The organism is Burkholderia sp. Bp9015 (assembly GCF_003853505.1).
In the GTDB taxonomy this organism is placed as follows: Bacteria; Pseudomonadota; Gammaproteobacteria; order Burkholderiales; family Burkholderiaceae; genus Burkholderia.
In genome coordinates this window covers 112,451-136,656 of record NZ_QTPZ01000001.1, presented here as the reverse complement: position 1 = coordinate 136,656, position 24,206 = coordinate 112,451, and the positions used below count along the sequence as shown (strand labels likewise).

The following is a 24,206-nucleotide window of genomic DNA, read 5'->3' as shown; positions in this document are numbered from 1 at the left end:
GTTCATGCGGCCCGCAGGCGCCGCTCCGCACCGTGCGCGATCAACGCGAGCGCACCGCACAGCAGGAAATAGATCATGCCGGCCGCCACATACGCTTCGAGAGGCTGATACGTGCTGGCAGCGATGTTCTGCGCGGTGCGCGTGATTTCAGCCACGCCGACCACCGAGATCAACGACGATGCCTTGATCAGCAATACCATTTCGTTGACGAGCGACGGCAGCGTCATCCGCACCGCCTGCGGCACCTGGATCCGCCACAACCGATCCTTCGCCGACAGGCCCAGCATCGTCGCAGCCTCGATCTGGCCGCGCGGCAGGTTCACGAATCCGCCCCGCAGGATTTCCGCGATGTAGGACGCCGAGCACAGCGACACGGCGCTGACGGCGGCCGTCACCGGCGATACGTTGAGCCCGACGAACGGCAGGACGTAGTAGACGAGCAGCAACTGCACCAGCAGCGGCACACCGCGAAACACGCGTACGTATGCCCCCGCCGCGGCGCGGATCGCCGCTTGCGGCGCAAGACGGCCGCAGCAGATCACGAGACCGATGAAGAAGCCGAGCACCAGCCCCGCCGCCGAGACTTCGAGCGTCATCGACGCTGCGCGAAACAAGAGCGGCAAGCCGTCAATGAAGGTGGTCAGACTGAACATGGCGTTGCGCTCAGTAGTTTGGCGTCGGCATCTCGGCCGGCAGCGCCGTCGCGACACCGAACCACTTGCGCTGCAGCGTGGCGAGTGTGCCGTTCTTGTCCAGCGTGACGAGCGCCCCATTGAATGCGCTGGCCAGTGACGTGCTGTCGGCATCCTTGCGCAGCGCATAGGCGAAATAGACTTTCGTGCCGAAGGCGGGTTGCACGACGGAGAACACGGCCGGGCGCTGCTTCGCGACATAGGCGACGTTGGTCAGCGAGTTCGCGACGGCGGCGAGGCGTCCGGCCGCGAGATCCGCATACGCCTGGTTGTTGTCGACATATTCGCGGATCGTCGGCGGCTTCGGCAACGTCGCCGCGTAGCTCTTCAGCTGTTCGAGCTGCGCACTGCCCTTGCCCGCCCCCACCACCTTGCCGGCGATATCGGCCGATATTTTCAAGCTTCCGTCGCTCGCGCGTTTGAGCAGCGCGTCGGTAGCCTCGGCGATCGGCAGCGAGAACGCATAGCGCTCCATCCGTGCCTTCGTTACGGTCAGCGGACCTGCAACCATATCGAACTTGCCGGCGTCGAGACCCGGCAGCACGCTTTCCCACGGCAGATCGACGAAACGCACCTTGACGCCGACGATCTGCCCGACCGCCGCGAACAGGTCCTTGTTGAAGCCAGCCTGCTGGCCGTTCTCCAGAAAATCAAACGGCGCGAACTGCATCTCGGTGCCGACGACGAGCTCGCCGCGCTGCTTGACGCGATCGAGCATGCTGTCCGCATGCGCGGCCACGCTGCCTGCCGCCAGCGTCAATGCCACGAGCAGGGAAGTCCAGGGTTTGAATCGTTTCATCTGTCGTACTCCAGTCGAGGTCGAAATGATGGGATGAAATGCCGGACGTTCGCCAGATCGGCCCTTGGCCGAGCGCATCCGCCGCCGTCAGCTGAATCTACGTGGACAATTTGTCGGCGAAAATATTGTTTTCCGATCCACACGGAAGCTTTTATCTATGAAGCCCGTGTAGCCGAGGCATGCCAATGGATCACAGTGGCCGTTCGCCACGTCGATCGCAAAAAATCGGACCATGGTCTTCCAGGGCAGCGCACACGCGAATTGCACGATTTTGACGCGCGCCGCACCAACACGATTCATTCTTCCCCCCGATAAAGTGCATTGCCCGAAAGAAGCGGGACCCGATAAATCGTCGGCATAAAAGTGCAAAACAAAAAATTATGAAAGACTCCCATATCAATGTTTTTGGCTATGCAAAATAAGCGGCACGTCCCGTCAAGCGGACCGTTCCCGATTGAATCCTGTGCGAGCCCTGCTTCATGGAAAACATTGCATTGCGGTATTCGCTGCGCCAGTTGCGCTACTTCGTCGTCACCGCCGAAACCTTGTCGTTTACCGCGGCGGCACGTCAGCTGCACATCTCGCAACCGTCGATCTCGACCTCGATAGGCGAGCTGGAATCGTCATTCGGCATCCAGCTGTTCATTCGCCATCGCGCGAGCGGTGTGTCCTTGACGCCAGCGGGACGCGACGTGCTCGGCCAGGTGCGCAACCTGCTGAAAAACGCGGAGGAACTGCAGACGATGGCGCGTGAAATGGACGGCGGCATGACGGGCACGATTGCGCTCGGTTGCCTCGTCTCGCTTGCGCCGCCGCTGATGCCGGCGATCATGAGCCGCTTCGTCACCGAGCACGGCGGTATCGGCTTTCGCACCATCGAGGCCAACCAGGACGATCTGCTGCAGGCATTGACCAACGGCACGCTGGACATGGCGCTCACCTACAGCCTCGACCTGACCGAAGACATTGCGTTCACGCCGCTCGTCACGTTGCCGCCATATGCGATCCTGCCGCTCGGACACCGGCTCACGCGCAGCAAGAAGGTTGCGCTCGCCGATCTGCTCAACGAGCCCTATGTTCTGCTCGATCTGCCGCACAGCCGCGAGTATTTCGCCGGACTGTTCGATCCGCTCGGCCGACGCCCGTCGCCGACGTTCCGCTCGTCGCAGCCGGAAGTCGTGCGCGGCATGGTGGCCAACGGTCTTGGCTTCAGCATTCTGAATTTCCCGCTTCGTTCGACCAGCACGGTCGACGGTTCAAACTTTGCCATCCGGCCGTTTCGCGACGACGTCACGTCGATCACCCTCGGCATCGCGATGTCCCGCTACATGAAGCCGCGCCAGCTGGTCACGCGCTTCGCGCAATTCTGCGAGACCTACATACCTGAAGTGCACATCCAGGCAACGCCAGCTGAATAGGAAAAAACTGGCAGTCACATCCGAAAAGAATAGTTGGTCTTGGATTTTGACTTGCTAAATTGCTCGTCACTTGATCAGTGTCCTTGTTTCGGAGCCAGGATGAGCACCATTCCCGCAGCACGTCAGGCTGTCGACGCGATCGTGCGCGATCTGAAGGGCAATTGTGAACGCGACTTTGGCGATGCCCGCGCGATGCCGCCGGCGGTCTACACATCGCCGGAATTTCTCGAGCGCGAACAGCAAACGATCTTCCGCAACGAATGGCTGTGCATGGGGCGTGCGACAGCGCTGCCGAATCCGGGCGACTTCCTGACCGCCGAGATCGCCGATCAGCCGATCATCGTGATCCGCCGCGAGGACGGCACGTTGCGCGCGATGTCGAATGTCTGCCTGCATCGGATGTCGACGCTGCTCGAAGGTCGCGGCAATGTGCGCCGGATCGTCTGTCCATACCATGCATGGAACTATTCGCTCGACGGCGATCTGCGGGGCGCACCGATGATGGACAGGCAGGACGGTTTCTGCAAGGACACCTACAAGCTGCCGCAGGTGCGCTGCGAGATCTGGCAAGGCTGGATTTACGTCACGCTCGATCACGACGCTCCGCCCGTCGCGACGCAGTTGAAGGAACTCGACGAGCTGATCGCCGACTACGATATGTCGTCCTATGTCGAGACCTTCCACGAGGAACACGTGTGGAACACGAACTGGAAGATCCTCGCGGAAAACTTCATGGAAAGCTACCACCTGCCGATGCTGCATCGCGCGACGGTGGGCCCGCATTCGAAGCTCGACGAGATGGAGTGTCCGCCGGGGCGGCCGGCCTTCAACTATCACTGGATCACGAAGGAAGCATCGCTGCCGATCGGCAACGCCCATCCAAACAACACCCGTCTGCAAGGCCAGTGGCGCAAGACGACTGCCCTGCTCGCGATCTACCCGACCCATCTCGTCACGCTGACACCGGGCTATTTCTGGTATCTGGTCCTGCAACCGTTGGGCGTCGATCGCGTGCACATCCGCTTCGGCGGCGGCTTGTCGCCGGAATTCATCGACGATCCGCAGGCAGCCGGATACATGGCAACGCTGAAGACACTGCTCGACGAAGTCAATCTCGAAGACCGGCGCGGTGTCGAGGCAGTGTTCCGCGGCGTGCACGCACCGCTCGCGAAACCCGGCCATCTGAGTCATCTGGAGCGGCCGAATTACGACTTCGCACGTTATCTCGCGTCGCGCGTGGCAACCTGAAACGTCGCCGGATCGCGACGCAGTCCGACACATCATCTCATTGAATCTTTCGATGGCCAGTCAACCTTACATTTCGTTCGTCGGCGTCAGCAAGTCTTACGACGGCCGGCATGCGGTCGTCGACGGACTCGATCTCGACATCGATCAGGGTGAATTCGTGTCGCTGCTGGGGCCGTCCGGCTCCGGCAAGACGACGACCCTGATGATGCTCGCCGGCTTCGAAACACCGACCGACGGCACCATCCTGCTCGACGGCCGCCGCCTCGACGACAAGCCGCCGCACCTGCGCGACATCGGCATGGTGTTCCAGAACTACGCGCTGTTTCCGCATCTGACGATCGCGGAGAACGTCGCGTTTCCGCTTTCGGTGCGCAAGGCCCCGCGCGACGAACGCAAGGCGCGGGTGAAGCGCGCGCTCGACATGGTCGAGCTGTCGCATCTTGCATCGCGTCGTCCGGCGCAGTTGTCGGGCGGCCAGCAGCAGCGCGTCGCGCTGGCGCGCGCGCTGGTGTTCGAGCCGCGCGTCGTTCTGATGGACGAGCCGCTCGGCGCGCTCGACAAGCGGCTGCGCGAAACGATGCAATACGAAATCATGCGGCTACATCGCGAGCTGTCGCTGACCGTCGTCTACGTGACGCACGATCAGAACGAAGCATTGACGATGTCGGATCGCGTCGCGGTTTTCTCGGACGGTCGCATCCAGCAGGCAGCGACGCCGACCGAGCTGTACGAGAACGCCCAGAACGCGTTTGTCGCGAACTTCGTCGGCGAGAACAACGGTTTGACCGGGCGGGTCGGCGCGCTCGACGGCGAACTCGCCACGCTCGTGCTCGCCACCGGCATGACGATCCGCGGGCGCCGCGGCAGCCATGTCGAGTCCGGTGACGCCGGGACGCTCGCGTTGCGTCCCGAGCGAGCGCAGGTGTTCGCCGCCGGTGCGACCAACCTGCCCGCGGACGTGAACGCACTCGCCGCGACGGTGCGCGACATCGTGTACTGCGGCGATCATCATCGGGTGCTGCTCAAGCTCGGCGGCGACGCCACGATGGTCGTCAAGGTGTCGAACACGCGTCTCGTCGCGCTGCCGCCGATCGGCGCCGCAGCTACGATCGTGTGGCGTTACGACGATTGCAAGGTGCTGTCGTCGGCGGTCGCCCGGGTCTCCAGTTCCGCCGTTCGCTTACCCGTTCCACCCGTTGCCGTGCCCTTCGCCGCTGGAGTCTGAAAATGAAAAACCCCCACTACGCCGTTCTTCGCCGCACCGCGGCGGTCGTGATCGCGCTTGCCGCGCTGCCCGCCACCGCTCATGCAGCGGACACGCTGTCCGTCGTCACGTTTGGCGGCGCCTATGAGACGGCCGCGCGTCAAGCGTGGTTCGATCCGTTCACTGCGAAGACCGGTACGAAATTCGAAACCGAGTCCTACGACGGCGGTCTCGCGAAGCTGCAGGCCATGGAACAGGCGAAGAATCCGACCTGGGACCTGATCGACATGGAGACCAACGACGCGATCAATGCATGCGACGAAGGTCTACTCGAGAAATTCGACAGCAAGACGATCGGCAATACCGCGGATTTCCTGCCCGGCGCGCTGCGAGATTGTTCAGTTGCCGCGATGGTCTGGTCGACCATCTACGCTTATGACGCGTCGAAGCTGAAGACTGCGCCGACCACGATCGCCGACTTTTTCGATCTGAAGAAATTCCCCGGCAAGCGCGGCCTCAGGAAATCGCCGAAGGTCACGCTCGAATGGGCGCTGATTGCCGACGGCCTGGCACCGGCCGACGTCTACAAGGCGCTGGTCACGCCTGCCGGAGTCGACCGTGCATTCAAGAAGCTCGATACGATCAAGTCGAGCATCGTCTGGTGGGAAGCCGGTGCGCAGGCGCCGCAACTGCTCGCGGACGGCGCGGTGACCATGGTGCAGGCCTACAACGGCCGGATCGACAGCGCCGTTCACAAGGACAAGAAGCCGTTCAAGACCGTCTGGGACGCGCAGGTGTACGACTACGAATGGTGGGGTGTGCCGAAGGGCGCGAAGCACGCAGCGCTCGCCAAGCAATTCATCGCCGCGTCGTCGCAGCCGCAGGCATTCGCCGACCTGTCGAAGTACATCGCTTATGCGCCTCCGCGCAAGGCCTCGCTGCAACTGATCGACAAGACCCGCCTTGCCGACCTGCCGACCGCGCCTGCGAACTTCAAGCGCCCGATTCAGATCGACGCGAACTTCTGGGCCGACAACGGCGATACGCTGAACAAGCGCTTCCAGACGTGGCTCAGCCAGTAAGCCGAATCTCATCGAAGTCGTAGTGGTTTTGCGCGACGCGTTCCAGCCGGGCCGCGTCGCCCTGGAGTTCCGATGAACGACTCAACCATGCCCCCCGTGACGGCAGCCGGGCCGGCGCTCGCCGGCGCGCGCGCCGCCAAATTCCGCCAGGCGCGGCGCAAGGCGGCGATGCGCGCGCTGCTGCTGACGCTGCCTCTCCTCGTGTTCCTGCTCGCGACGTTCATCGCGCCGATCGCCTCGCTGCTCGCGCGCAGCGTGCGCAATCCGGAGCTGTCCGATGCCATGCCGGCTTTCGCGCAAACGCTGCGTCAATGGGACGGCCGGGGCTTGCCGGGCGATTCCGCCTTCGCAGCGCTCGCCACCGCGCTGAAAAGCGCGTCCGACGCCGGCACGCTCGGCAACGTGGCGCGCCGGATGAACTTCTACCAGCCGGAATTCCGCAGCCTGCTGCTGAAGTCGGCCCGAGCGGTGCGGGCTCAGGACGTCGTCACGGCCTGGAAACCGGTCCTGCTCGCTGCCGATGACCGCTGGGGCGAGCCCGAAACGTGGCGCCTGCTGAAACGCGCATCGTCGCGCTGGACGCCCGACTATTTGCTGAACGGCGTGGACGCACAGGTTTCCCCCGCGGGCGCGATTCATGGCGTGCCCGCGAGCGGCGCGGTGTATCGCACGGCGTTCGTGCGCACGGTGTCGATCAGCGCAACCGTCACGCTGCTGTGCCTGCTGTTCGCGTATCCGGTGTCGTGGCTGCTCGCCAATCTGCCGGCGAAACAGGGCAACCGCCTGATGCTGTTCGTGATCGTGCCGTTCTGGACCTCGCTGCTCGTGCGCACGACGGCGTGGTACGTGCTGCTGCAACCGGGCGGCGTGATCAATCGCGTGCTGCTCGCACTGCATGTGGTCGATCATCCGATGCAACTCATCTTCAATCGTGCCGGCGTGCTGATCGGCATGACTCACGTACTGCTGCCCTACATGATTCTCGCGATCTACTCGGTGATGAAAAGCGTGCCGCCGATCTACATGCGCGCCGCGCAGTCGCTCGGTGCCCACCCGGTGGTGGCGTTCTTCCGCGTGTATGTGCCGCAGACGCTGCCCGGCATCGGCGCCGGCTGCTTTCTCGTGTTCGTGCTGGCGCTCGGTTATTACATCACGCCGGCGCTGCTCGGCGGCGCCGGTGACGAGATGATCAGCCAGTTGATCGCGTCGCAAACCAACGACCAACTGAACTGGGGTCTTGCGGGTGCGTTGTCCGCGTATCTCGTGATCTTCACCGCCGTGTTCTATTTCATCTTCAACCGGCTCGTCGGCATCGACCGGCTCCGGTTCGGCTGACGCCTGACGTCACTGGAGCGCCCCGTGTCCGTCAATCCCAACAGTCTTCCGTCGACGCGCGTTGCTACCGCATGGGTGCGCATTCATTGCGTGCTCGTGCTGTTCTTTCTGGTCGCGCCGATCCTCGTGATCATTCCGCTGTCGTTCAACTCCGGGGCGTACTTCTCGTATCCGATGGACGGCTTCTCGCTGCGCTGGTATGCGCAGGCATTCGGCAGCCCGGACTGGCAGCGTGCGTTTATGAACAGCATCGCGATCGGCTGCGCATCGACCGCGATTGCGACCGGTCTCGGCACACTCGCCGCCATCGGCCTCGCACGGGACGACTTCCCGTTCCGTTCGCTGATCATGCCGCTCCTGATTTCGCCGATGATCATCCCGATCGTCGTGGTCGCGGCCGGTTTCTATCTGATCTTCGCGCCGCTTGGGCTGGTCAATTCGTATCCGGGCGTGATCCTCGCGCATGCGGCGCTCGGCACGCCGTTCGTGGTGATCACGGTGACGGCGTCCCTGCTGTCGTTCGATCAGAGCCTGTTGCGCGCGGCCGCCAATCTTGGCGCCGCACCGTGGACTACCTTTCGGCGCGTGACGCTGCCGTTGATCCTGCCCGCCGTCGCGACGGGCGGCGTGTTCGCGTTCGCGACCTCGTTCGACGAGGTGATCGTGATCCTGTTCATCGGCGGGCCGGACCAGCGCACCGTGCCCCGGCAAATGTGGAGCGGCATTCGCGATCAGATCGATCCGTCGATTCTCGCCGTCGCCACCGTGCTGATCGTGTTCGCGCTTCTGCTCTTCACCAGTATCAACTGGCTGCGCGGCCGAGCTCAGGCAGCGAGCGCCGCGCGCGAGCCGGCCTAGTTGGCTTTCCGTCCTGGCCGGCCGGCGCTGCGCGACCATTGCCGTGCCGCCGCGCTTTCGCGAAACCCGCGCGCCTGGCGCGATTGCCCGCACCGTCCCGGCTTTTGCCTTTGTCCAAAGATGGCCCCGGCGCGCCCAGGCTTGCGCGTTCACCGCGCAACTTGATCGAAACGCGCCGTCAGCGTCCGGTGCAAGTGGCTTCGGACCGAGGTGCCTTATTCATGTACATGTCTGCATAGCCAAACCTGATGCAAAGCATTTTTTAAATATATTTTTCGGATTCTCTCGACAGGCGTAGATTTTCCCGAAGACCGCGCAATTCAACGCGAGGAAGGCCTTGCGACTCGGATCGGTTCGAACTGCGGATTCACTTCCGTTCCTTTCCCGCACGATACAAGCGTCGACCCGTCGCGTCGTGAGCGTTGTGACGAAGACGGATTCCAGCCCATGAACAACCAAATCGATACGCATCAGGAAGAATCATCATGACCGTGGAAGTCACATCAATCGATACGCTGGTGGTCGGCGCCGGGCAAGCCGGTGTCGCGATGAGCGAACACCTTGGTGCACTCGGCGTGCCGCATCTCGTGCTTGAACGCGATCGCATCGCGGAACGCTGGCGCACCGGCCGCTGGGATTCGCTGGTTGCAAACGGTCCGGCCTGGCATGACCGCTTTCCGAACCTGACGATCGGCGGCGTCGATCCGGACGGCTTTGCGACGAAGGACCAGATGGTCGACTACTTCGCCGAATACGCGAAGATGATCGACGCGCCGATCCGCACCGGCGTCGAGGTCAAGCGCGTGGTGCGTAATGCCGGCCGCCAGGGTTTCGTCGTCGAGACTTCCGACGGGACCCTCCACGCAAACCGGGTCGTGGTTGCGACCGGCCCGTTCCAGCGGCCGATCATTCCGGCCATCGCACCGGTCGACCCGGCCCTGACGCAGATTCATTCGGCCGACTATCGCAATCCCGCACAACTGCCCGCCGGCAACGTGCTGGTCGTCGGCGCCGGCTCGTCGGGTGTACAGATCGCCGACGAGTTGCAACGTTCGGGCCGCCAGGTCTATCTGTCGGTCGGTCCGCACGACCGTCCGCCGCGCGCCTATCGCGGCCGCGATTTCTGCTGGTGGCTCGGCGTGCTGGGTCTGTGGGACATGGAAGTGATGAGCCCCGGACGCGCGCACGTGACGATCGCCGTCAGCGGCGCGGATGGCGGCCACACGGTCGATTTCCGTCGCCTCGCGCACCAGGGCGTGACGCTCGTCGGCCTGACGAAGTCCTTCGATCACGGTGTCGTCACGTTCGAAGAGGATCTCGCCGCGAACATCACGGCCGGCGACGAAAACTATCTGTCGCTGCTGGACGCGGCCGACGCCTATGTCGCGAGCAACGGTCTCGATCTGCCGGAAGAGCCCGACGCGCGTCGGATCCCGGCCGATCCGGCATGCGTGACCCACCCGCTCGCCGGCCTCGACCTCGCTGCGGCGGGCGTTACGTCGATCATCTGGGCAACCGGTTACGCGAACGATTATGCGTGGCTGCAGGTCGATGCCTTCGACGAGAACGGCAAACCGAAACATCAACGCGGCGTGTCGAAGGAGCCCGGCGTCTATTTCGTCGGTCTGCCGTGGCTGTCGCGTCGCGGCTCCGCGTTCATCTGGGGCGTCTGGCACGACGCGAAGCATGTGGCCGGGCATATCGCGACGCAGCGCAGCTATCAGAGCTATCACGAATCCGCGGCGCAACGTGTGACGAAACCCGCGCAGCACGACGTCGCTCCGGCTGAGCCGGAAGTCACGCTACCCATGGTGACCCGGGCCGCCGCGCACTGATCGTCGCACCGAGCCGAACCGCGTAGTTTATTGAACCCCCTTCCCGGAATTCACGATGAGCCAGCCTACCCACACCCGTATCCGCATGTTCAATACAAAGGATACCTATCCGAACCAGACGCTCGACAACGACCTGTGCCAAGCCGTGCGCGCCGGCAATACCGTGTACGTGCGCGGTCAGGTCGGCACCGATTTCGACGGCAACCTGATCGGCCTCGGCGATCCGCGCGCGCAGGCCGAGCAGGCGATGAAGAACGTGAAGCAGTTGCTGGAGGAAGCCGGCAGCGACATCACGCACATCGTGAAGACGACGACCTACCTGATCGACCCGCGCTATCGCGAGCCGGTGTATCAGGAAGTCGGCAAGTGGCTGAAGGGTGTCTATCCGATCTCGACGGGACTCGTCGTGTCGGCGCTCGGCCAGCCGCAGTGGCTGATGGAGATCGACGTGATCGCCGTGATTCCCGACGGCTGGCAGCCGGCGCCCGCGACCGGAGTGTGACATGACGTTCTCGATCGTCGGACGGTGTGCCGAAACCGGACAACTCGGCATCGCGATCAGTTCATCGAGCATTGCGGTCGGCGCGCGCTGTCCATGGGTTCGCGCCGGCATCGGCGCCGTGGCGACGCAGAACGTCACGCTGCCGTCGCTCGGCCCGCAGGTTCTCGATCTGCTCGGCGGCGGCGCGCCGGACCCCGCGCAGGCGCTCGAGGCCGCGCTTGCCACCGACCGCTGGCGCGACTATCGGCAACTCGCCGTAGTCGATGCGCAGGGGCGGGCCGCGTTCCAGACCGGCGCACATGCGCTCGGTCTGCACCATGCGGTGGCGGGCGAGCAATGCGTCGCCGCCGGCAACATGCTGGCGAGCCGCGACGTGATCGACGCCATGGTGCCTGCGTTCGAGAACACCCCCGGCCTGCTCGCCGACCGTCTGCTCGCCGCGATGCAGGCGGCGATCGACGCCGGCGGCGAAGCCGGCCCGGTCCATTCGGCCGCGCTCAAGATCGCCGATACGCAGGTGTGGCCGCTTGTCGACCTGCGGGTCGACTGGACCGATGACGCGCCGATCGCCGCGCTCGCCGCGCTATGGCACGCCTATCGTCCGCAGATGCAGGATTACGTCACTCGCGCGCTCGATCCGACCGCGGCACCGAGCTACGGAGTACCAGGCGATGAGTGAGTCGACCCGCCCGACCAGCCGCGCGCTGCTCGCCAAGCTGATCGCATTCGAAACGGTCAGCCGCGATTCGAACCTCGCGATGGTCGAGTTCATCCGCGACTATCTGGCCGGCTACGGCATCGACAGCGAGCTGTTCTACAACAACGAGCGCAGCAAGGCCAACCTGTTCGCGACCATCGGGCCGCGCGATCGCGGCGGCATCCTCCTGTCGGGCCATACGGATGTCGTGCCCGCGGACGGCCAGGCGTGGACCGTCGAGCCGTTCGAGATGAGCGAGCGTGACGGCCGGCTGTACGGCCGCGGCACCGCGGACATGAAAGGCTTTCTCGCTTCGGTGCTGGCGGCAGTGCCGATGTTCGTCGAGCGCCGGTTGACGCTACCGATCCATCTGGGCTTTTCGTATGACGAGGAGATCGGCTGTCTCGGCGTGCGCCCGATGCTGACCGAACTCGCAACGCGTCCGCACCGGCCTGTTCTGTGCGTGATCGGCGAGCCCACCGAACTGAAGCCGGTGCTGGGCCACAAGGGCAAGCTGGCGATGCGGTGCCACGTCAAGGGTGCCGCGTGCCATTCGGCGTATGCCCCCTACGGCGTCAATGCGATCCAGTACGCGGCCCGTCTGATCAACCGGCTGGAGGAGATCGGCGACCGCCTCGCTCAACCGGAACATCACGACGAGCGTTTCGATCCGCCGTTTTCGACGGTGCAGACCGGCGTGATTCGCGGTGGCAAGGCGCTCAACATCGTCCCCGAGGCGTGCGAGTTCGATTTCGAAGTGCGCACGCTGCCGGGCTTCGACGCCGATCAGGTGATCGACGAATTGCAGGCCTACGCGCAGGAACACCTGACACCGAAGATGCGCGCGGTCCGCGCGGACTGCGACATCCGGATGCAACCGCTGTCGGCCTATCCCGGCCTTGCGACGCCCGACGACGGCGACGCAGCCCGCCTGTTGGCGATCCTCAGCGGATCCAGCGCGTTCGGCACCGTTGCGTTCGGCACCGAAGGGGGGCTGTTCGGAGCGGCCGGCATCCCCACCGTGGTCTGTGGGCCCGGCAGCATGGATCAGGGCCACAAGCCGGACGAGTTCGTCACCGTCGAGCAATTGCGTGACTGCGATTCGATGCTGCGGCGCCTGGCGGATCATCTTTCCTCATAAAGACCGGCGGCCCGCTTGGCCCGGCTCGCGGCAGGTCGGGTACGGCGCCGGTTTGCATAGGGAAAACTTTCGACCTGCATCCAAAAAGAGTTTTTTTCTATCAATATCGACCGCGTAAAGTCGATCCATCGCCTTGGCATCCCGTCTATTGCGCCGCATCGGGCCCGCACGGCTCGATGACCCTACCTGATCGAGGTATTTATGAACGCAGTCAGCCACATTCACGAAAGCGAGCTTGCCGTGACGCGTGCCTGCGCATCCGCGTCACCGCTCATCGAGGTCGACGGCCTGCACAAACGTTTCGGTGACGTCGATGTGCTGCGCGGCATCGACATCTCGATCGAGCGTTCCGAAGTGGTCTGCCTGATCGGCCCCTCGGGCTCGGGCAAGAGCACGCTGCTGCGCTGCATGGCGGCGCTCGAAACCTACGATCACGGGACGATCCTGATCGAGGGCGAGACGCTCGGATATGTCGAGCGCAACGGCGCGCGCGTGCGCGCCTCGTCCGGCGAGATCAACCGCGTGCGCCGCAACATCGGCATGGTGTTCCAGCAGTTCAACCTGTGGCCGCACATGACCGTCCTCGGCAATGTCACCGAAGCACTGCGGCGCGTGCGCCGGATGCCGGCCGCCGCGGCGAACGAGATCGGTGGCCGCATGCTCGAGATGGTCGGGATGTCCCACAAGGCGGATGCCTATCCGCTGAAACTGTCGGGCGGCCAGCAGCAGCGTGTCGCCATCGCTCGCGCGCTGGCGATGGAGCCAAACATCATGCTGTTCGACGAGCCGACTTCCGCACTGGATCCGGAACTCGTCGGTGAAGTGCTGCAGGTGATGAAGCAGCTCGCCCGCGACGGCATGACGATGGTCGTCGTCACACACGAGATGGGCTTCGCTGCTCAGATGGCCGACCGCGTGGTGTTTCTCGATCATGGCCGGATCGCCGTGAGCGGCGCGCCGGGCGAGGTGTTCCGCCGCTCCGAGAATCCGCGCCTGCAGCAGTTCTTGCAGAACTACCGCGACCGCAACGCGTTCTGGAACGCTACCGACACGAGTGCGGCCACGGACAGCGTCGTCACCGGGAGTCGGTGAACGAACCCCGCAACCCACGCACGCCGGTTTTGGCGAGGCCGGCATCTCTGCCACAGCCTCTTTGGTGTGGCGATCAACGCAAAATCCTTCACTTGCACCTGCACGTTCGGCGCCCTTCTCTACCAATCTTTCCCATGAACGAACTCCAGCTTCGCATCGATCTCGCGGCCGCCTTCCGCTCTTTCGCCCGCTTGGGCATGCATGAAGCGGTCGCGAACCACTTCAGCCTCGCCGTTTCCGACGACGGCTGCCGCTTCCTGATGAACCCCAAATGGATGCACTTCTCGCGCATCCGTGCGAGCGATCTGGTCCTGCTCGATGCCGACGATCCGTCGAGTCTTCAGAACGGCAGAATCGATCCGACCGCGTGGGCGATCCACGGTCAGTTGCACAAGCGCTTGCCGCACGTGCGCGTGGCGATGCACCTGCACCCGGTGTTCGCCACCGCGATCTCTACGCTGAGCGATCCGACCATCCTGCCGATCGAACAAAATACCGCACGTTATTTCAATCGCGTCGCGCTCGATACGGCGTTCTCCGGCATGGCCGACACCGAAGACGAGGGCGCGCGCCTCGTGGCGCTGCTGAAAGACAAATCGCGCCTGATGATGGGCAACCACGGCGTGCTGGTGACGGCGCCGACGGTCGGCGAAGCCTTCGACGACATGTACACGCTCGAACGCGCCTGCCAGATCCTCGTCAACGCATATGCGACGGGCAAGCCGATCAACGTGCTGTCCGACGAAGTGGCCGAGAAAACGGCTCGGGACTGGGAACGTTTCCACGATTTCTCGATCGCTCATTTCGACGAGATGAAGCGGATTCTCGACGTCGAGGAACCGTCTTATCGCGAGTGACCGGAAGGGCTGCGCCGGAGGTTGCGGTTGAAGATCCGCGCCCCGTCCTCCTTTGCCTTGCGTCTCGTCGGTGCGGCCCCGCGATGCGCGTGTGCGTCGCGGACCGCCCGTTATTTCGCGTACAGCTTGACGACGCTCGCTTCCACGACCCGCGTGATTTCCTCCATCCGCCAGCGGATGTGCGTGTCGGTCAACGCAACGCACCGTTCGGTGTCGCGCGCGGCGAGCGCGTCCAGGATCTCCAGGTGCTCGGTGAAGGCCTCGTCGCGCCGTTGATCGACGTCGACCCATCGCACGTAGTGAATCCGCGCGTTGATTCCCTGCAGTACGCGCCCGATCTCCGCATTGCCCGACAGCGCGGCAAGCTCCAGGTGAAACAGTTCGTCCTTCAGGACGAGCTCCGACGACGGCATCCGCGATGCGCTCTTCATCACCTGCCGCCAGAAGCGGCGCAGTGTCTTGATGTCGTTGTCGGACGCCCGTTCGCACGCGAGCATCACCGCGGTCGACTCGATCGAACGCCTCAGCTCAAAGAGATCGAACACGTCTTTCCCTTCCAGTTGGCGGATGAAGAATCCGCGATTCGGCACGAAGACCAGCAGGTTCTCCGCGACGAGACGGTTCAGTGCTTCCCGGATCGGCGTGCGGCTGACGTCGAACCGTTCCGCCAGTTCAAGCTCGTTGACCCGCTCGCCCGGCCGGATCTTGTACAGCACGGCCATCTGCTTCAACTGCTCGTAAATCTCGTTGACCGTAAGGCCCGCGCGCCTGGGCGCCATAGCCTCGCGGCCGCCAAGCACGGAATTCGCTGCCATCTCGCCTCCTCCTTCGTCTGTCGGCGACCGTCATTATCGACCATGGACCGGCCTGCGGACGCTTCGGGTGCTTCTGCCACCGTCATTGCATCAACAGGCGTCCGAAGCCCGGCACCGGATCGTCGACGCCCGCGAGCCGCAGCGCATGCCACGCGAGCGCGTGATTGCTCGACAGGACCGGCTTGCCGGCGCGCGCCTCGATCTCCGCGAGCGCGTCGACTAGCCTAAGGCTCGTGCACGACACGAACACCGCATCCACCGCCGGATCGGCGGCCAGCGCCAGCACCGCGCGCTCGATGGAAGCGCGGTCGATCCGCGCCACCTCGTTGTCGTCGCGATGCTCGAACGAACCCGCCCTGACGACGTCGACGCCGCGCGCGCGCAGGTAGGCGGCCATGGCTTCGTTGATCGGGCGCTCGTACGGCGTGAGAAGCGCAACGCCGCGCGCACCCAGCGCGCCCAGCGCGACCCGTGCCGCGGTGATCGGCGTCGTGCACGCCACGCCCGGCCGCGCTTCGCGAATCCGCTCGAACACGCGCTCCTCGCCGAGCACCGTCGACGCGGACGTGCAGCCGAACGCGACCACGTCGAGACGTTCGCCGGGGCGGATCAACTCGACGGCCGCCGCGATCCCGCCGTCCATCCGCGCGAGCGTCTCCGCGGTGATGTCGGCGGAGTTCGCGATCCGGCTCTCGTAGAACGCGACGCCGTCGAGCGAAAGCACGCGCCGCCATTCGTATTCGATCGTATGGTCGGTCGCGAGCACGACGAGCCCGATCGCCGCGCGGCGCGCGATGCCCGCATCGAGCGAGAAGCCGAAGCGCGCGTACGAACCGGCGCCATGCTGCACTGGGGTCGAAAGAAGTTCGCTCACTGGAGTGTCATCCCGGTAATGTCGATGTCGGGCTGCCGGCCGTGGATCAGGTCGGCGACGATCTTCGCGGTACCGCACGACATCGTCCAGCCCATGTGGCCGTGCCCGGTGTTGAGAAAGAGATTGCGATGGCGGGTCGCACCGATGATCGGCGTGCCTTCCGGCGTCATCGGCCGCAACCCCGCCCAGTACGACGGCTTCGTGTAGTCGGCGCCGTTCGGAAACAGCGCCCGCGCGGTCGCCAGCATGTGCGCGAAGTCCGCGGGCGTGTGGGTCGTGTCGTAGCCGCTGAATTCGGCCGTCGCGGTCAGGCGCAGCCGATCGCCGAACCGCGCCCACGCGACGAGCTGGTTTTCCTCGACGCCGCCGAGCGTCGGCGGCTCGTGGCGTGCATCGATCGGCAGCGTGACCGAATAGCCTTTCACCGGATAGATCGGCAATCGGTAGCCGAGCGCGCGCGCGACGAACGGCGAGTACGAGCCGAGCGCGAGCACATAGCGGTCGCCGCTCACGCGGCCCTGCGACGTCTGCACGTAGTCCACCGCGTCCGCATGCGCGCGCACGCCGTCGATCGTTGCGCCGAAACGGAACTCGACGCCGAGCGCGCGGCAGCGTTCGGCGAGCGCCCGGGTGAACAGGTGCGCATCGCCGCTCTCGTCGGACGGACAGTAGATCGCACCGGCAATCGCGTCCGCCGCGCCGGCGAGCGCGGGCTCGCGCTCGATCACCGCGCGCAAATCGAGCGTCTCGAGCGGCAGGCCGTTGTCGGACAGAATCCGCATGTTCGCGACGCCGCGCTCGAACGATGCGGGATCCCGGTACAGGTACAGCAAACCGCTGCTGATCCGGTCGTACGCGAGGGCCTCGTCGCGGGTCGCCGACTGGAGCTGCTGCTGCGCATAGCGGCACAGCCGCACCTTGATCGACGTGTTCCTGCGCGAGCGCTCCGCCGTGCAGTTCCGCAGGAACAGGCGACACCACGCCCACATCCGCCAGTCCGGCGACCATTTGAGACGCAACGCCTGCCTGTCCGAAAACAGCGACTTGAGCAGGATCTTCGGCGCCCGCGGGGATGCCCACGTATAGGAATGCCCCGGCGCGATCAGTCCCGCGTTCGCGAAGCTCGTCTCGAGCGCGACGCCGTCGCGCCGGTCGACCACCACGACCTCGTCGCCGGCCTTCGCGAGAAAGTACGCGGTCGTCACACCGACGATGCCGCCTCCCAGCACGACCGTCCTCATGACTCGTCTCCGCTAGAGCGCAGCGATCGCCGCGATTTCGACCGTGTACTCGGGAAACGCGAGCGCCGATTCCACGCATGCGCGCGCCGGCGTATCGCCCTGCGCAACCCATGCATCCCAGACCCGGTTCATGTCGGCAAAGCTCCGGTGATCGGCCAGCCAGATACTCGCGGACACGATCCGGCGCTTGTCGAGCCCCGCGCCGTCGAGCAGCCGGTCGATCTTGTCGAGGATCTGGCGTGTCTGGCCGGCGACGTCGAGCGCGGTGTCATCGGCCACCTGTCCGGCAATGAACGCGAAGCCGCCCGCCACCACGAGCTGGCTCATCCGTTCCCCCGCGCCATAGCGCTTGATGTCCATCGCACTGCCTCCGTTTCCGTGTCGAGTCGGTTGAATTCTAAGCATTCGTATTCATCACTGTATACACTTTTTTCGAAAAGATTCGACATTGACCCAATCTGGCGCATCTGCCCGTCGCTGGTGTTTACAGTCGCTCTTGTTGTGCGTCTAGTGCGCTAAAACAAGGCATTTTCTTGTTCATTCCAAGGCACTTTACGGACCTCGCAACATTCGTCCAAAAAATGTTTGCCAACGATTTTTGTTCTGTGATTCTGTCGACACTTTTGTATTTCAAACGCAATTCAACACATGTTCAGGAGCGCAAAAATGAAGCTGGGTTGCTGGAGTCTCGGGATCTGCGTCGCGCTCGGCGCGTGGACAACATTTCCTGCGTACGCCGACGTGAGCGTCGGCGCCGTGTTGCCGCTGACAGGCGCGAGCGCGTCGATCGGCGAGGACCAGCGGCGCGGGATCGAGCTCGCGGTCGCGAAGATCAATGCGCAAGGCGGCGTGCTCGGGCAGAAGCTGCAGGTACGGATCGAGGATTCGGGCGGCACGGCCAACACGGCGCTCGACGCCGCACGCAAGCTGGCGACCGTCGAGCGCGTGCCGCTCGTGCTCGGCGAATTTTCGTCGTCGGTGACGATCCCGATCGGACAATTCCTCGTGCGCCAGGGCGACGTGCACGTCAACATCGGTTCGTCGAGCCAGCAGGTCCGCAAGATCGGCGCGGGCTCGTTCAGCACGATCGGGCTCGACGACCAGTCCGCGCGCTTCGCCGCGCAGGACGTGTACGACCGCAAGCTGCGGCGCATCGCACTGATCGCGCCGAACAACGGTTACGGCCAGGGCATCGCAACCGAGTTCAGGAAGCGTTTCGAGGCACTCGGCGGCACGATCGTCTCGACGGTTCTCTACACGGAAGGCCAGTCGACCTACCGGCGCGAACTGGAACAGGCATCGCGCGCGCAGCCCGACGGCTACGTGTACAGCGCGTACGGGCAGGAAGCCGCGACGCTAAACCGGCAGGCGTTCGAAATGCGCCTCAACCAGCGGCCGTGGTACGGCATCTACCTGACGATGTGCACGAGCGACACGCCCGCCCAGATCGCCCAGGGGCAGATCGGCCTGGAGGTCGCGGCGCTCGGCGGGAGCGCCGCCGCGTACGCGGCGGCCTATCGCGCCGCGTATCACGAGGCGCCGCGCTCGGCGTTCGGCAGCTACGCGTACGACGCCACGATGCTGTCCGCGGCGGCAATCAACCGCGCGCACTCGGCCGATCCAGCGAAGGTGCGTGCGGAACTCGCGGCCAGCCAGCCCTATGACGGTGTGACGGGCACGATCGCCTTCGATGCCGACGGCCAGCGGCTCGTGCAGCCGTACGAGAAGGTCGTGTACCGGCAATCCGTCGTCGCCCAGTAGCCACCGGGAGCACGCGATGCTGCAGTTCCTGATCGATGTCCTGATGCGCACGTCCGACTTGTTGCTGGTATCCGTCGGCCTGTCGACGCTGTACTCGCTGATTCGCTTCCCGAACATCGCACACGTCCAGTACGCGATGGTCGGCGCGTTCGCGACCCTCGGGTTCGAGCGCATCGGCATGCCGTTCCCGCTTGCGACCGCCGTGTCGTGCGCGCTGGTCGGCCTTGCCGCGACGCTGCTGAACCTGTTCGTGTTCACGCGCCTGCTGCGCTCCGGCAGCGCGGTCGCGATGATCGGCTCGCTCGCCGTTTCGCTGCTCGCCGTCGCGCTGATGCTCGGCACCGCCGGCTCGCGGCCGCTGCAGTACGCGCAGGCGGTGCGCCCGCCACTGATGGTCGGAGGCGTCGCGATGTCGCCCGCGCAGGCGGGTTCGATCGCGTGCGGTTGCGTCGCGCTCGCCGTTTTCGCGCTGCTGCTGTACCGCACCCGCCTCGGCCGTGCGATGCGTGCGCTCGCGTCGAATCGCGCGCTCGCGCTCGCGACGGGCATCGATGCGCGGCGCGTGACCAACGTGATCACGTTCGCGAGCGGCGTGCTCGCGGCGCTCGGCGGCACGATGCTCGGCGCGACTGAAAGCGTGCACGTCAACCTCGGCTACGGGCTGCTGATCCCGGTGTTTTCCGCCGCGATCCTTGGCGGTCTCGGCAATCCGCTCGGCGCGGCGGCCGGCGCATTCCTGATCGCGCTTGCCGAGACGACCGCGCTCGATGTCGACTTCGGCGGGCTGGTCGGCCGGCCGGTCGCTTTCTTTCCGGTCGAATACGTCGGCGCGGTGTCGTTCGCCATCCTGCTCGTCGTGCTCGTGTTCCGGCCGTATGGAATCTTCGACGGGGAGGTGCGTCGTGTCTAGTTTCATCGTCCATCTGCTGACCGTCACGTGCCTGTACGCGACGATGGCGCTCGGCCTGAACCTGCAGGCAGGCTACGCAGGGCTCGTCAATTTCGGCTTCATTGCGTTCGCGGGGCTCGGTGCCTACGCCGCCGGCATCGCTTCGCAGCTCGGCTGGCCGCTGCCGGCCGCCGTGGCGCTCGCGGCGGGCGCGGCGAGCGTGCTGGCCGTCTCGATCGCGCGGCTCGGCCGACATCTGTCGGCCGACTATTGGGGCATCGCGACGCTCGCGATCGCCGAGATCCTGCGCACGTTCGCGCTGAACGAGGGCTGGCTGACGGGCGGTGCGCAGGGTATCGGCGGCATCGCGCCGCTCTTTCCCGGGCTGCGCGCGCCGTGGGCCGATCTCGCGTTCCTCGCCGTCGCGGCCGGCGGCCTCGCCGTCGCCTGCGTCGCATGCCGGCTGCTGACCACCGGCCGCTTCGGTCGCGCGCTGAAGGTGATGCGCGAGGAGCCCGCGCTCGCCGTCTGCTTCGGCTACGACCCGGTCGCGCTGAAGACCTGGGCGAGCGTCGCGGGCGCGCTGCCCGCGGCGTTCGCGGGCGCGCTTCTCACCTGGTACATCAGCTACGTCGGCCCGGATGCGATGGTGGCGTCGGAAACCTTCGCGCTGTGGACCATCGTCATGGTCGGCGGGCTCGGCAGCCACGCCGGCGTGCTGGCCGGCGCGCTCATCGTTCAGGCGGTTTACGCGTTCGCGCCGTTCCTGAAGGACTGGCTCGGCGTCGGCAGCGACCTCGCGGGTGCGGTGCGCCTCGGCCTCGTCGGCCTGATGCTGCTCGCATGCGTGCTGTGGCGCCCGCGCGGCCTCGTGCCGGAACGGCTGGAGGTTCGCCCATGAGCGCCCTGCTCGACCTTGAAGGCGTCACGATCCGCTATGGCGACAACGCGGTGCTGTCCGGCCTCTCGCTCGCCGTCGGCGACGGCGAGATCGTCGGACTCCTCGGGCCGAACGGCTCGGGCAAGAGCACTGCACTCAATGCGATCACGGGCTTCGCGCCCGTCGCGGCCGGCGCGATCCGCTTCGCCGGGCGTCGCATCGACACGCTTGCGCCGTACCGGATCGCACGGCTCGGCATCCGCCGGACGTTCCAGTTGCCGTCGATGCCCGCGCGCATGTCGGTGCTCGAACTGGCGATGGCCGCGTCGTCGGCCCGCCACGGCCCCGTCGCGGCACTGCTGCGCAGCCGCGCGACACGCACGCTGGAAGCCGCGACGCGCGCACGCGCCACCGCGCTGCTCGAGGAACTGAAGCTCGCGCACGTCGCCCAACTGGGCGCCGCGGCGATCTCCGGCGGCCAGAAGAAACTGCTTGGCATCGCGTGCGCGATGATGACCGAGCCGAAGCTGCTGCTGCTCGACGAACCGACCGCGGGCGTTCACCCCAACCTGCGCGGCGAACTGGTCGCCGAGCTGCGCCGCTTCCGCGGACTGGGCGTCACGCTGGTCGTGATCGAGCACGACATGCACTTCATCCGCGAGCTGTGCGACCGCTGCATCGTGCTCGATCGCGGCGCCGCGATCGCCGACTGTCGTCCCGCCGAACTCGAAAGCAACCGCCGCGTGCTCGATGCCTACCTGGGCCGGGCCCATGCGCGCCATCTGATGGGGGCGTCATGATCGAAGTTCGCGACCTGGTCGCCGGCTACACGGCCGACATCGACATCCTGCACGGCGTATCGCTGTCCGTCGGGCCGGTCGACATCGTCACGATCCTCGGCCCGAACGGCTGCGGGAAATCGACGCTCCTCAAGGCGATCGCCGGCTTCGTGCCGCCCCGCGCCGGCACGGTCACGATGCATGGCCGCGACATCGCGCGCGTGCCGGTACACCGCAAGATCCGCGAACACGACATCGGCTTCGTCCCGCAGACCGACAACGTGTTCGGCGCGCTGACGGTGCGCGAGAACCTGATGCTCGGCGGCCACGCGATGTCCGCGTTCCCTCGCGAAACGCGGATCGAGGAGCTGTGCGAGCAATACCCCGTCCTGCGGCGCCGCTATCGGTCGCCCGCGGGCGCGCTGTCCGGCGGCGAGCGGCAGATCGTGTCGCTCGCGCGCGCGCTGATGCCGCGCCCGGTGCTGCTGTTGCTCGACGAGCCGTCGGCAGGCCTGTCGCCGAAAATGGTCGACGAGGTGTTCGACGCGATCGTACGGATGCGCGATACCGAGCACGTCGCGGTGCTGATGGTCGAACAGAACGCGATCGAGGCGCTGCACATCGCCGATCGCGGCGTGGTGCTGACGATGGGTCGCGTCGCGCTGACGGGCACCTCGGCCCAGCTGCTCGACAGCGACGAGATGCGGCGCCTCTATCTCGGCGGGCGCGCGGCATGAGCACGAACGCCGCGCCCGCAGCCGGCGCGACCGGCGCGCCTGCCGCGCGGCCGGCACACGTGCTGGTCGCGCTTGCCTGCGGCTTCGTGATGGCGATGCTCGACGTGACCATCGTGAACGTCGCGCTGAAGGCGATGCAGGGGAGCCTCGACATGTCGCTGACCGCGCTCGTCTGGGTCGTCGACGCCTATACGCTCAGCTTCGCCGCGCTGCTGCTGTTCGGCGGCGCGCTCGCGAACCGTTACGGGCCGCGTGCGATCTATGTCGCCGGGCTCGCGCTGTTCGTCGCCGCGTCGGTGCTTTGCGCGGCCGCGCAGACGAGCGGCATGCTCGTCGCCGCGCGGCTGCTGCAGGGCGTGGGTGCCGCGCTCTTCATGCCAAGCTCGCTCAGCCTGCTCACGCTGGCGTTTCCGGCCGGGCCGGTGCGCACGCGGATGATCGGCATCTGGGGGGCGCTCGTATCGGCGGCGATGGCGATCGGGCCGTGCATCGGCGGCGTGCTCGTCGACGCGATCGGCTGGCGCGGGATCTTCTGGGTCAACCTGCCTGTCGGGCTCGCCGGACTGTGGCTCACGTGCCGCCATGTCGAGCATTCGCCGCGCCATCCCGGCCCGCTGAACACGATCGGCCATCTGCTCGGCGCGCTCGCGCTCGCGGCGCTCAGCGATACGCTGATCGAGGGGCCGGGCACCGGTTGGCGCTCGCCCGCCATCGTCGCCGGCGCGGCCGCGACGTTTGCCGCCGGCGCGGCATTCGTGTGGCGCGAACGTCGCGCCCGCGACCGGATCCTGCCGCCCGCGCTGCTGCGCAACCGGCGCTTCGTCGCGGGCGGACTGCTCGGGCTCGCGATCAATTTCGGCATCCTCGCGGAAATCTTCCTGCTGAGCCTTTACCTGCAGCAGACGCGCGGCGCGAGCGCGCTGCGCGCCGGCTTCGAGCTGTTTCCGCTGATGGCGATGTTCGGCATCGGCAATCTCGCTTCCGCCCGCGTGAGCGCGCGGCTCGGCCCGCGCGGCACGCTGCTCGCGGGCCTCGCGCTCGCCACGCTCGGCAGCGCCGCGCTGATCGGCATCGAGGCACTGCCCTACACGACGCTCGCGATCGCGGTCGGCATCGCGAACTTCGGCGCGGGCCAGGCCATCCCCGCGATGAATCTCGTCGTCATGCAGTCGGCCGGCCCCGCGGACGCGAATCTGGCCGCCGCATCGCTGAACGCGAGCCGGCAGATCGGCTCGCTGGTCGGCGTTGCGATCGCGTCGGTCGTGCTGCACGCGATCGCCAGCCCGGAGCGCTCGACCGCGGCCGGTTTCGCCGTGATCGCGAGCGTCTACCTGGCCGGCTTCGCGATCGTGTTCAGACGCATCGACCCGGGTTGACGCCCCCGCGGGCCGCCCTTCTTCATGACAGCGAGGACATCATGCACACAGCGACTGGCCGCAAGGGATGGTGGATTCAACCGGTCGATGCAAC

At 65.7% G+C, this 24,206-nt stretch carries 24 protein-coding genes; 18 read left to right on the top strand and 6 right to left on the bottom strand.

Features of this window, described 5'->3' with window-relative positions:
• Positions 1 to 2: 2 nt before the first annotated feature.
• Together DIE12_RS00575 and DIE12_RS00570 are read right to left on the bottom strand one after the other, a co-directional pair.
• Complete coding sequence (locus DIE12_RS00575; protein WP_124484791.1) at positions 3 to 653, bottom strand: amino acid ABC transporter permease; 651 nt, start codon at positions 651 to 653, stop codon at positions 3 to 5.
• A 10-nt stretch (positions 654 to 663) separates the two neighbouring features.
• Complete coding sequence (locus tag DIE12_RS00570) at positions 664 to 1,491, bottom strand: transporter substrate-binding domain-containing protein (protein ID WP_124484790.1); 828 nt, start codon at positions 1,489 to 1,491, stop codon at positions 664 to 666.
• A gap of 479 nt (positions 1,492 to 1,970) precedes the next feature.
• Here DIE12_RS00570 and DIE12_RS00565 point away from each other — a divergent pair, with 479 nt between their 5' ends.
• The 12 genes from DIE12_RS00565 to DIE12_RS00510 all read left to right on the top strand — a co-directional run bounded on the left by DIE12_RS00565 (position 1,971) and on the right by DIE12_RS00510 (position 14,760).
• Positions 1,971 to 2,909, top strand: coding sequence for a LysR family transcriptional regulator (locus tag DIE12_RS00565; RefSeq protein ID WP_124484789.1), 939 nt, complete (start codon positions 1,971 to 1,973; stop codon positions 2,907 to 2,909).
• Between the two features lie 99 nt (positions 2,910 to 3,008).
• Entirely contained in the window at positions 3,009 to 4,157 is a 1,149-nt protein-coding gene (locus tag DIE12_RS00560; RefSeq protein WP_124519431.1) for an aromatic ring-hydroxylating dioxygenase subunit alpha, read from the top strand.
• A 52-nt stretch (positions 4,158 to 4,209) separates the two neighbouring features.
• Entirely contained in the window at positions 4,210 to 5,382 is a 1,173-nt protein-coding gene (locus DIE12_RS00555) for an ABC transporter ATP-binding protein (RefSeq protein ID WP_124519430.1), read from the top strand.
• A 2-nt stretch (positions 5,383 to 5,384) separates the two neighbouring features.
• Positions 5,385 to 6,443 carry an ABC transporter substrate-binding protein gene (locus DIE12_RS00550; RefSeq protein WP_124484786.1) on the top strand — a complete coding sequence of 353 codons (1,059 nt, stop codon included), beginning with the start codon at positions 5,385 to 5,387 and terminating at the stop codon, positions 6,441 to 6,443.
• An 87-nt stretch (positions 6,444 to 6,530) separates the two neighbouring features.
• Positions 6,531 to 7,778 carry an ABC transporter permease gene (locus tag DIE12_RS00545; RefSeq protein WP_124485063.1) on the top strand — a complete coding sequence of 416 codons (1,248 nt, stop codon included), beginning with the start codon at positions 6,531 to 6,533 and terminating at the stop codon, positions 7,776 to 7,778.
• Between the two features lie 24 nt (positions 7,779 to 7,802).
• On the top strand, positions 7,803 to 8,636 hold the full coding sequence (locus tag DIE12_RS00540) for an ABC transporter permease (RefSeq protein ID WP_124519429.1): 834 nt from the start codon (positions 7,803 to 7,805) through the stop codon (positions 8,634 to 8,636).
• A 485-nt stretch (positions 8,637 to 9,121) separates the two neighbouring features.
• Positions 9,122 to 10,471, top strand: a complete 1,350-nt coding sequence (locus DIE12_RS00535) for an NAD(P)/FAD-dependent oxidoreductase (protein ID WP_124519428.1) — start codon at positions 9,122 to 9,124, stop codon at positions 10,469 to 10,471.
• A gap of 55 nt (positions 10,472 to 10,526) precedes the next feature.
• Positions 10,527 to 10,973, top strand: a complete 447-nt coding sequence (locus tag DIE12_RS00530) for a RidA family protein (protein ID WP_124484783.1) — start codon at positions 10,527 to 10,529, stop codon at positions 10,971 to 10,973.
• A gap of 1 nt (position 10,974) precedes the next feature.
• On the top strand, positions 10,975 to 11,652 hold the full coding sequence (locus DIE12_RS00525) for a DUF1028 domain-containing protein (protein WP_124484782.1): 678 nt from the start codon (positions 10,975 to 10,977) through the stop codon (positions 11,650 to 11,652).
• Positions 11,645 to 12,811: an acetylornithine deacetylase gene (argE, locus tag DIE12_RS00520; RefSeq protein ID WP_124519694.1), complete on the top strand. Its 1,167-nt coding sequence runs from the start codon at positions 11,645 to 11,647 to the stop codon at positions 12,809 to 12,811. The genes DIE12_RS00525 and argE overlap by 8 nt, the downstream gene beginning before the upstream one ends.
• Before the next feature lie 201 nt (positions 12,812 to 13,012).
• Positions 13,013 to 13,903, top strand: a complete 891-nt coding sequence (locus tag DIE12_RS00515) for an amino acid ABC transporter ATP-binding protein (protein ID WP_124484781.1) — start codon at positions 13,013 to 13,015, stop codon at positions 13,901 to 13,903.
• The gene (locus DIE12_RS00510; RefSeq protein ID WP_260428991.1) at positions 13,900 to 14,760 is read left to right on the top strand and encodes a class II aldolase and adducin N-terminal domain-containing protein; all 861 of its coding nucleotides are present in this window, start codon (positions 13,900 to 13,902) and stop codon (positions 14,758 to 14,760) included. The genes DIE12_RS00515 and DIE12_RS00510 overlap by 4 nt, the downstream gene beginning before the upstream one ends.
• 110 nt (positions 14,761 to 14,870) lie before the next feature.
• Here DIE12_RS00510 and DIE12_RS00505 read toward each other — a convergent pair whose 3' ends face one another.
• From DIE12_RS00505 to DIE12_RS00490, 4 genes are all read right to left on the bottom strand, one after another.
• Positions 14,871 to 15,575: a GntR family transcriptional regulator gene (locus DIE12_RS00505; protein WP_124484780.1), complete on the bottom strand. Its 705-nt coding sequence runs from the start codon at positions 15,573 to 15,575 to the stop codon at positions 14,871 to 14,873.
• A gap of 82 nt (positions 15,576 to 15,657) precedes the next feature.
• Positions 15,658 to 16,449 carry an aspartate/glutamate racemase family protein gene (locus DIE12_RS00500; protein ID WP_124484779.1) on the bottom strand — a complete coding sequence of 264 codons (792 nt, stop codon included), beginning with the start codon at positions 16,447 to 16,449 and terminating at the stop codon, positions 15,658 to 15,660.
• Positions 16,446 to 17,690 (bottom strand): D-amino acid dehydrogenase, encoded by a 1,245-nt coding sequence (locus tag DIE12_RS00495; protein ID WP_124519427.1) that lies wholly within the window; start codon positions 17,688 to 17,690, stop codon positions 16,446 to 16,448. The genes DIE12_RS00500 and DIE12_RS00495 overlap by 4 nt, the downstream gene beginning before the upstream one ends.
• Before the next feature lie 12 nt (positions 17,691 to 17,702).
• Positions 17,703 to 18,050 carry a RidA family protein gene (locus DIE12_RS00490; protein ID WP_124519426.1) on the bottom strand — a complete coding sequence of 116 codons (348 nt, stop codon included), beginning with the start codon at positions 18,048 to 18,050 and terminating at the stop codon, positions 17,703 to 17,705.
• Positions 18,051 to 18,356: 306 nt separating this feature from the next.
• Here DIE12_RS00490 and DIE12_RS00485 point away from each other — a divergent pair, with 306 nt between their 5' ends.
• The 6 genes from DIE12_RS00485 to DIE12_RS00460 are packed head-to-tail and all read left to right on the top strand — an operon-like array spanning position 18,357 to position 24,112.
• A complete protein-coding gene (locus DIE12_RS00485) occupies positions 18,357 to 19,451 on the top strand; it encodes an ABC transporter substrate-binding protein (protein WP_124484776.1) in 1,095 nt (364 codons plus the stop codon).
• Positions 19,452 to 19,467: 16 nt separating this feature from the next.
• On the top strand, positions 19,468 to 20,361 hold the full coding sequence (locus DIE12_RS00480) for a branched-chain amino acid ABC transporter permease (RefSeq protein ID WP_124519425.1): 894 nt from the start codon (positions 19,468 to 19,470) through the stop codon (positions 20,359 to 20,361).
• Positions 20,354 to 21,241, top strand: a complete 888-nt coding sequence (locus DIE12_RS00475; protein WP_124519424.1) for a branched-chain amino acid ABC transporter permease — start codon at positions 20,354 to 20,356, stop codon at positions 21,239 to 21,241. Before DIE12_RS00480 ends, DIE12_RS00475 begins: the two co-directional genes overlap by 8 nt.
• Positions 21,238 to 22,020, top strand: coding sequence for an ABC transporter ATP-binding protein (locus DIE12_RS00470; RefSeq protein WP_124519423.1), 783 nt, complete (start codon positions 21,238 to 21,240; stop codon positions 22,018 to 22,020). The genes DIE12_RS00475 and DIE12_RS00470 overlap by 4 nt, the downstream gene beginning before the upstream one ends.
• Positions 22,017 to 22,736, top strand: a complete 720-nt coding sequence (locus DIE12_RS00465; protein WP_124519422.1) for an ABC transporter ATP-binding protein — start codon at positions 22,017 to 22,019, stop codon at positions 22,734 to 22,736. The genes DIE12_RS00470 and DIE12_RS00465 overlap by 4 nt, the downstream gene beginning before the upstream one ends.
• The gene (locus DIE12_RS00460) at positions 22,733 to 24,112 is read left to right on the top strand and encodes an MFS transporter (protein ID WP_124519421.1); all 1,380 of its coding nucleotides are present in this window, start codon (positions 22,733 to 22,735) and stop codon (positions 24,110 to 24,112) included. The genes DIE12_RS00465 and DIE12_RS00460 overlap by 4 nt, the downstream gene beginning before the upstream one ends.
• The last annotated feature ends 94 nt before the right edge of the window (positions 24,113 to 24,206 follow it).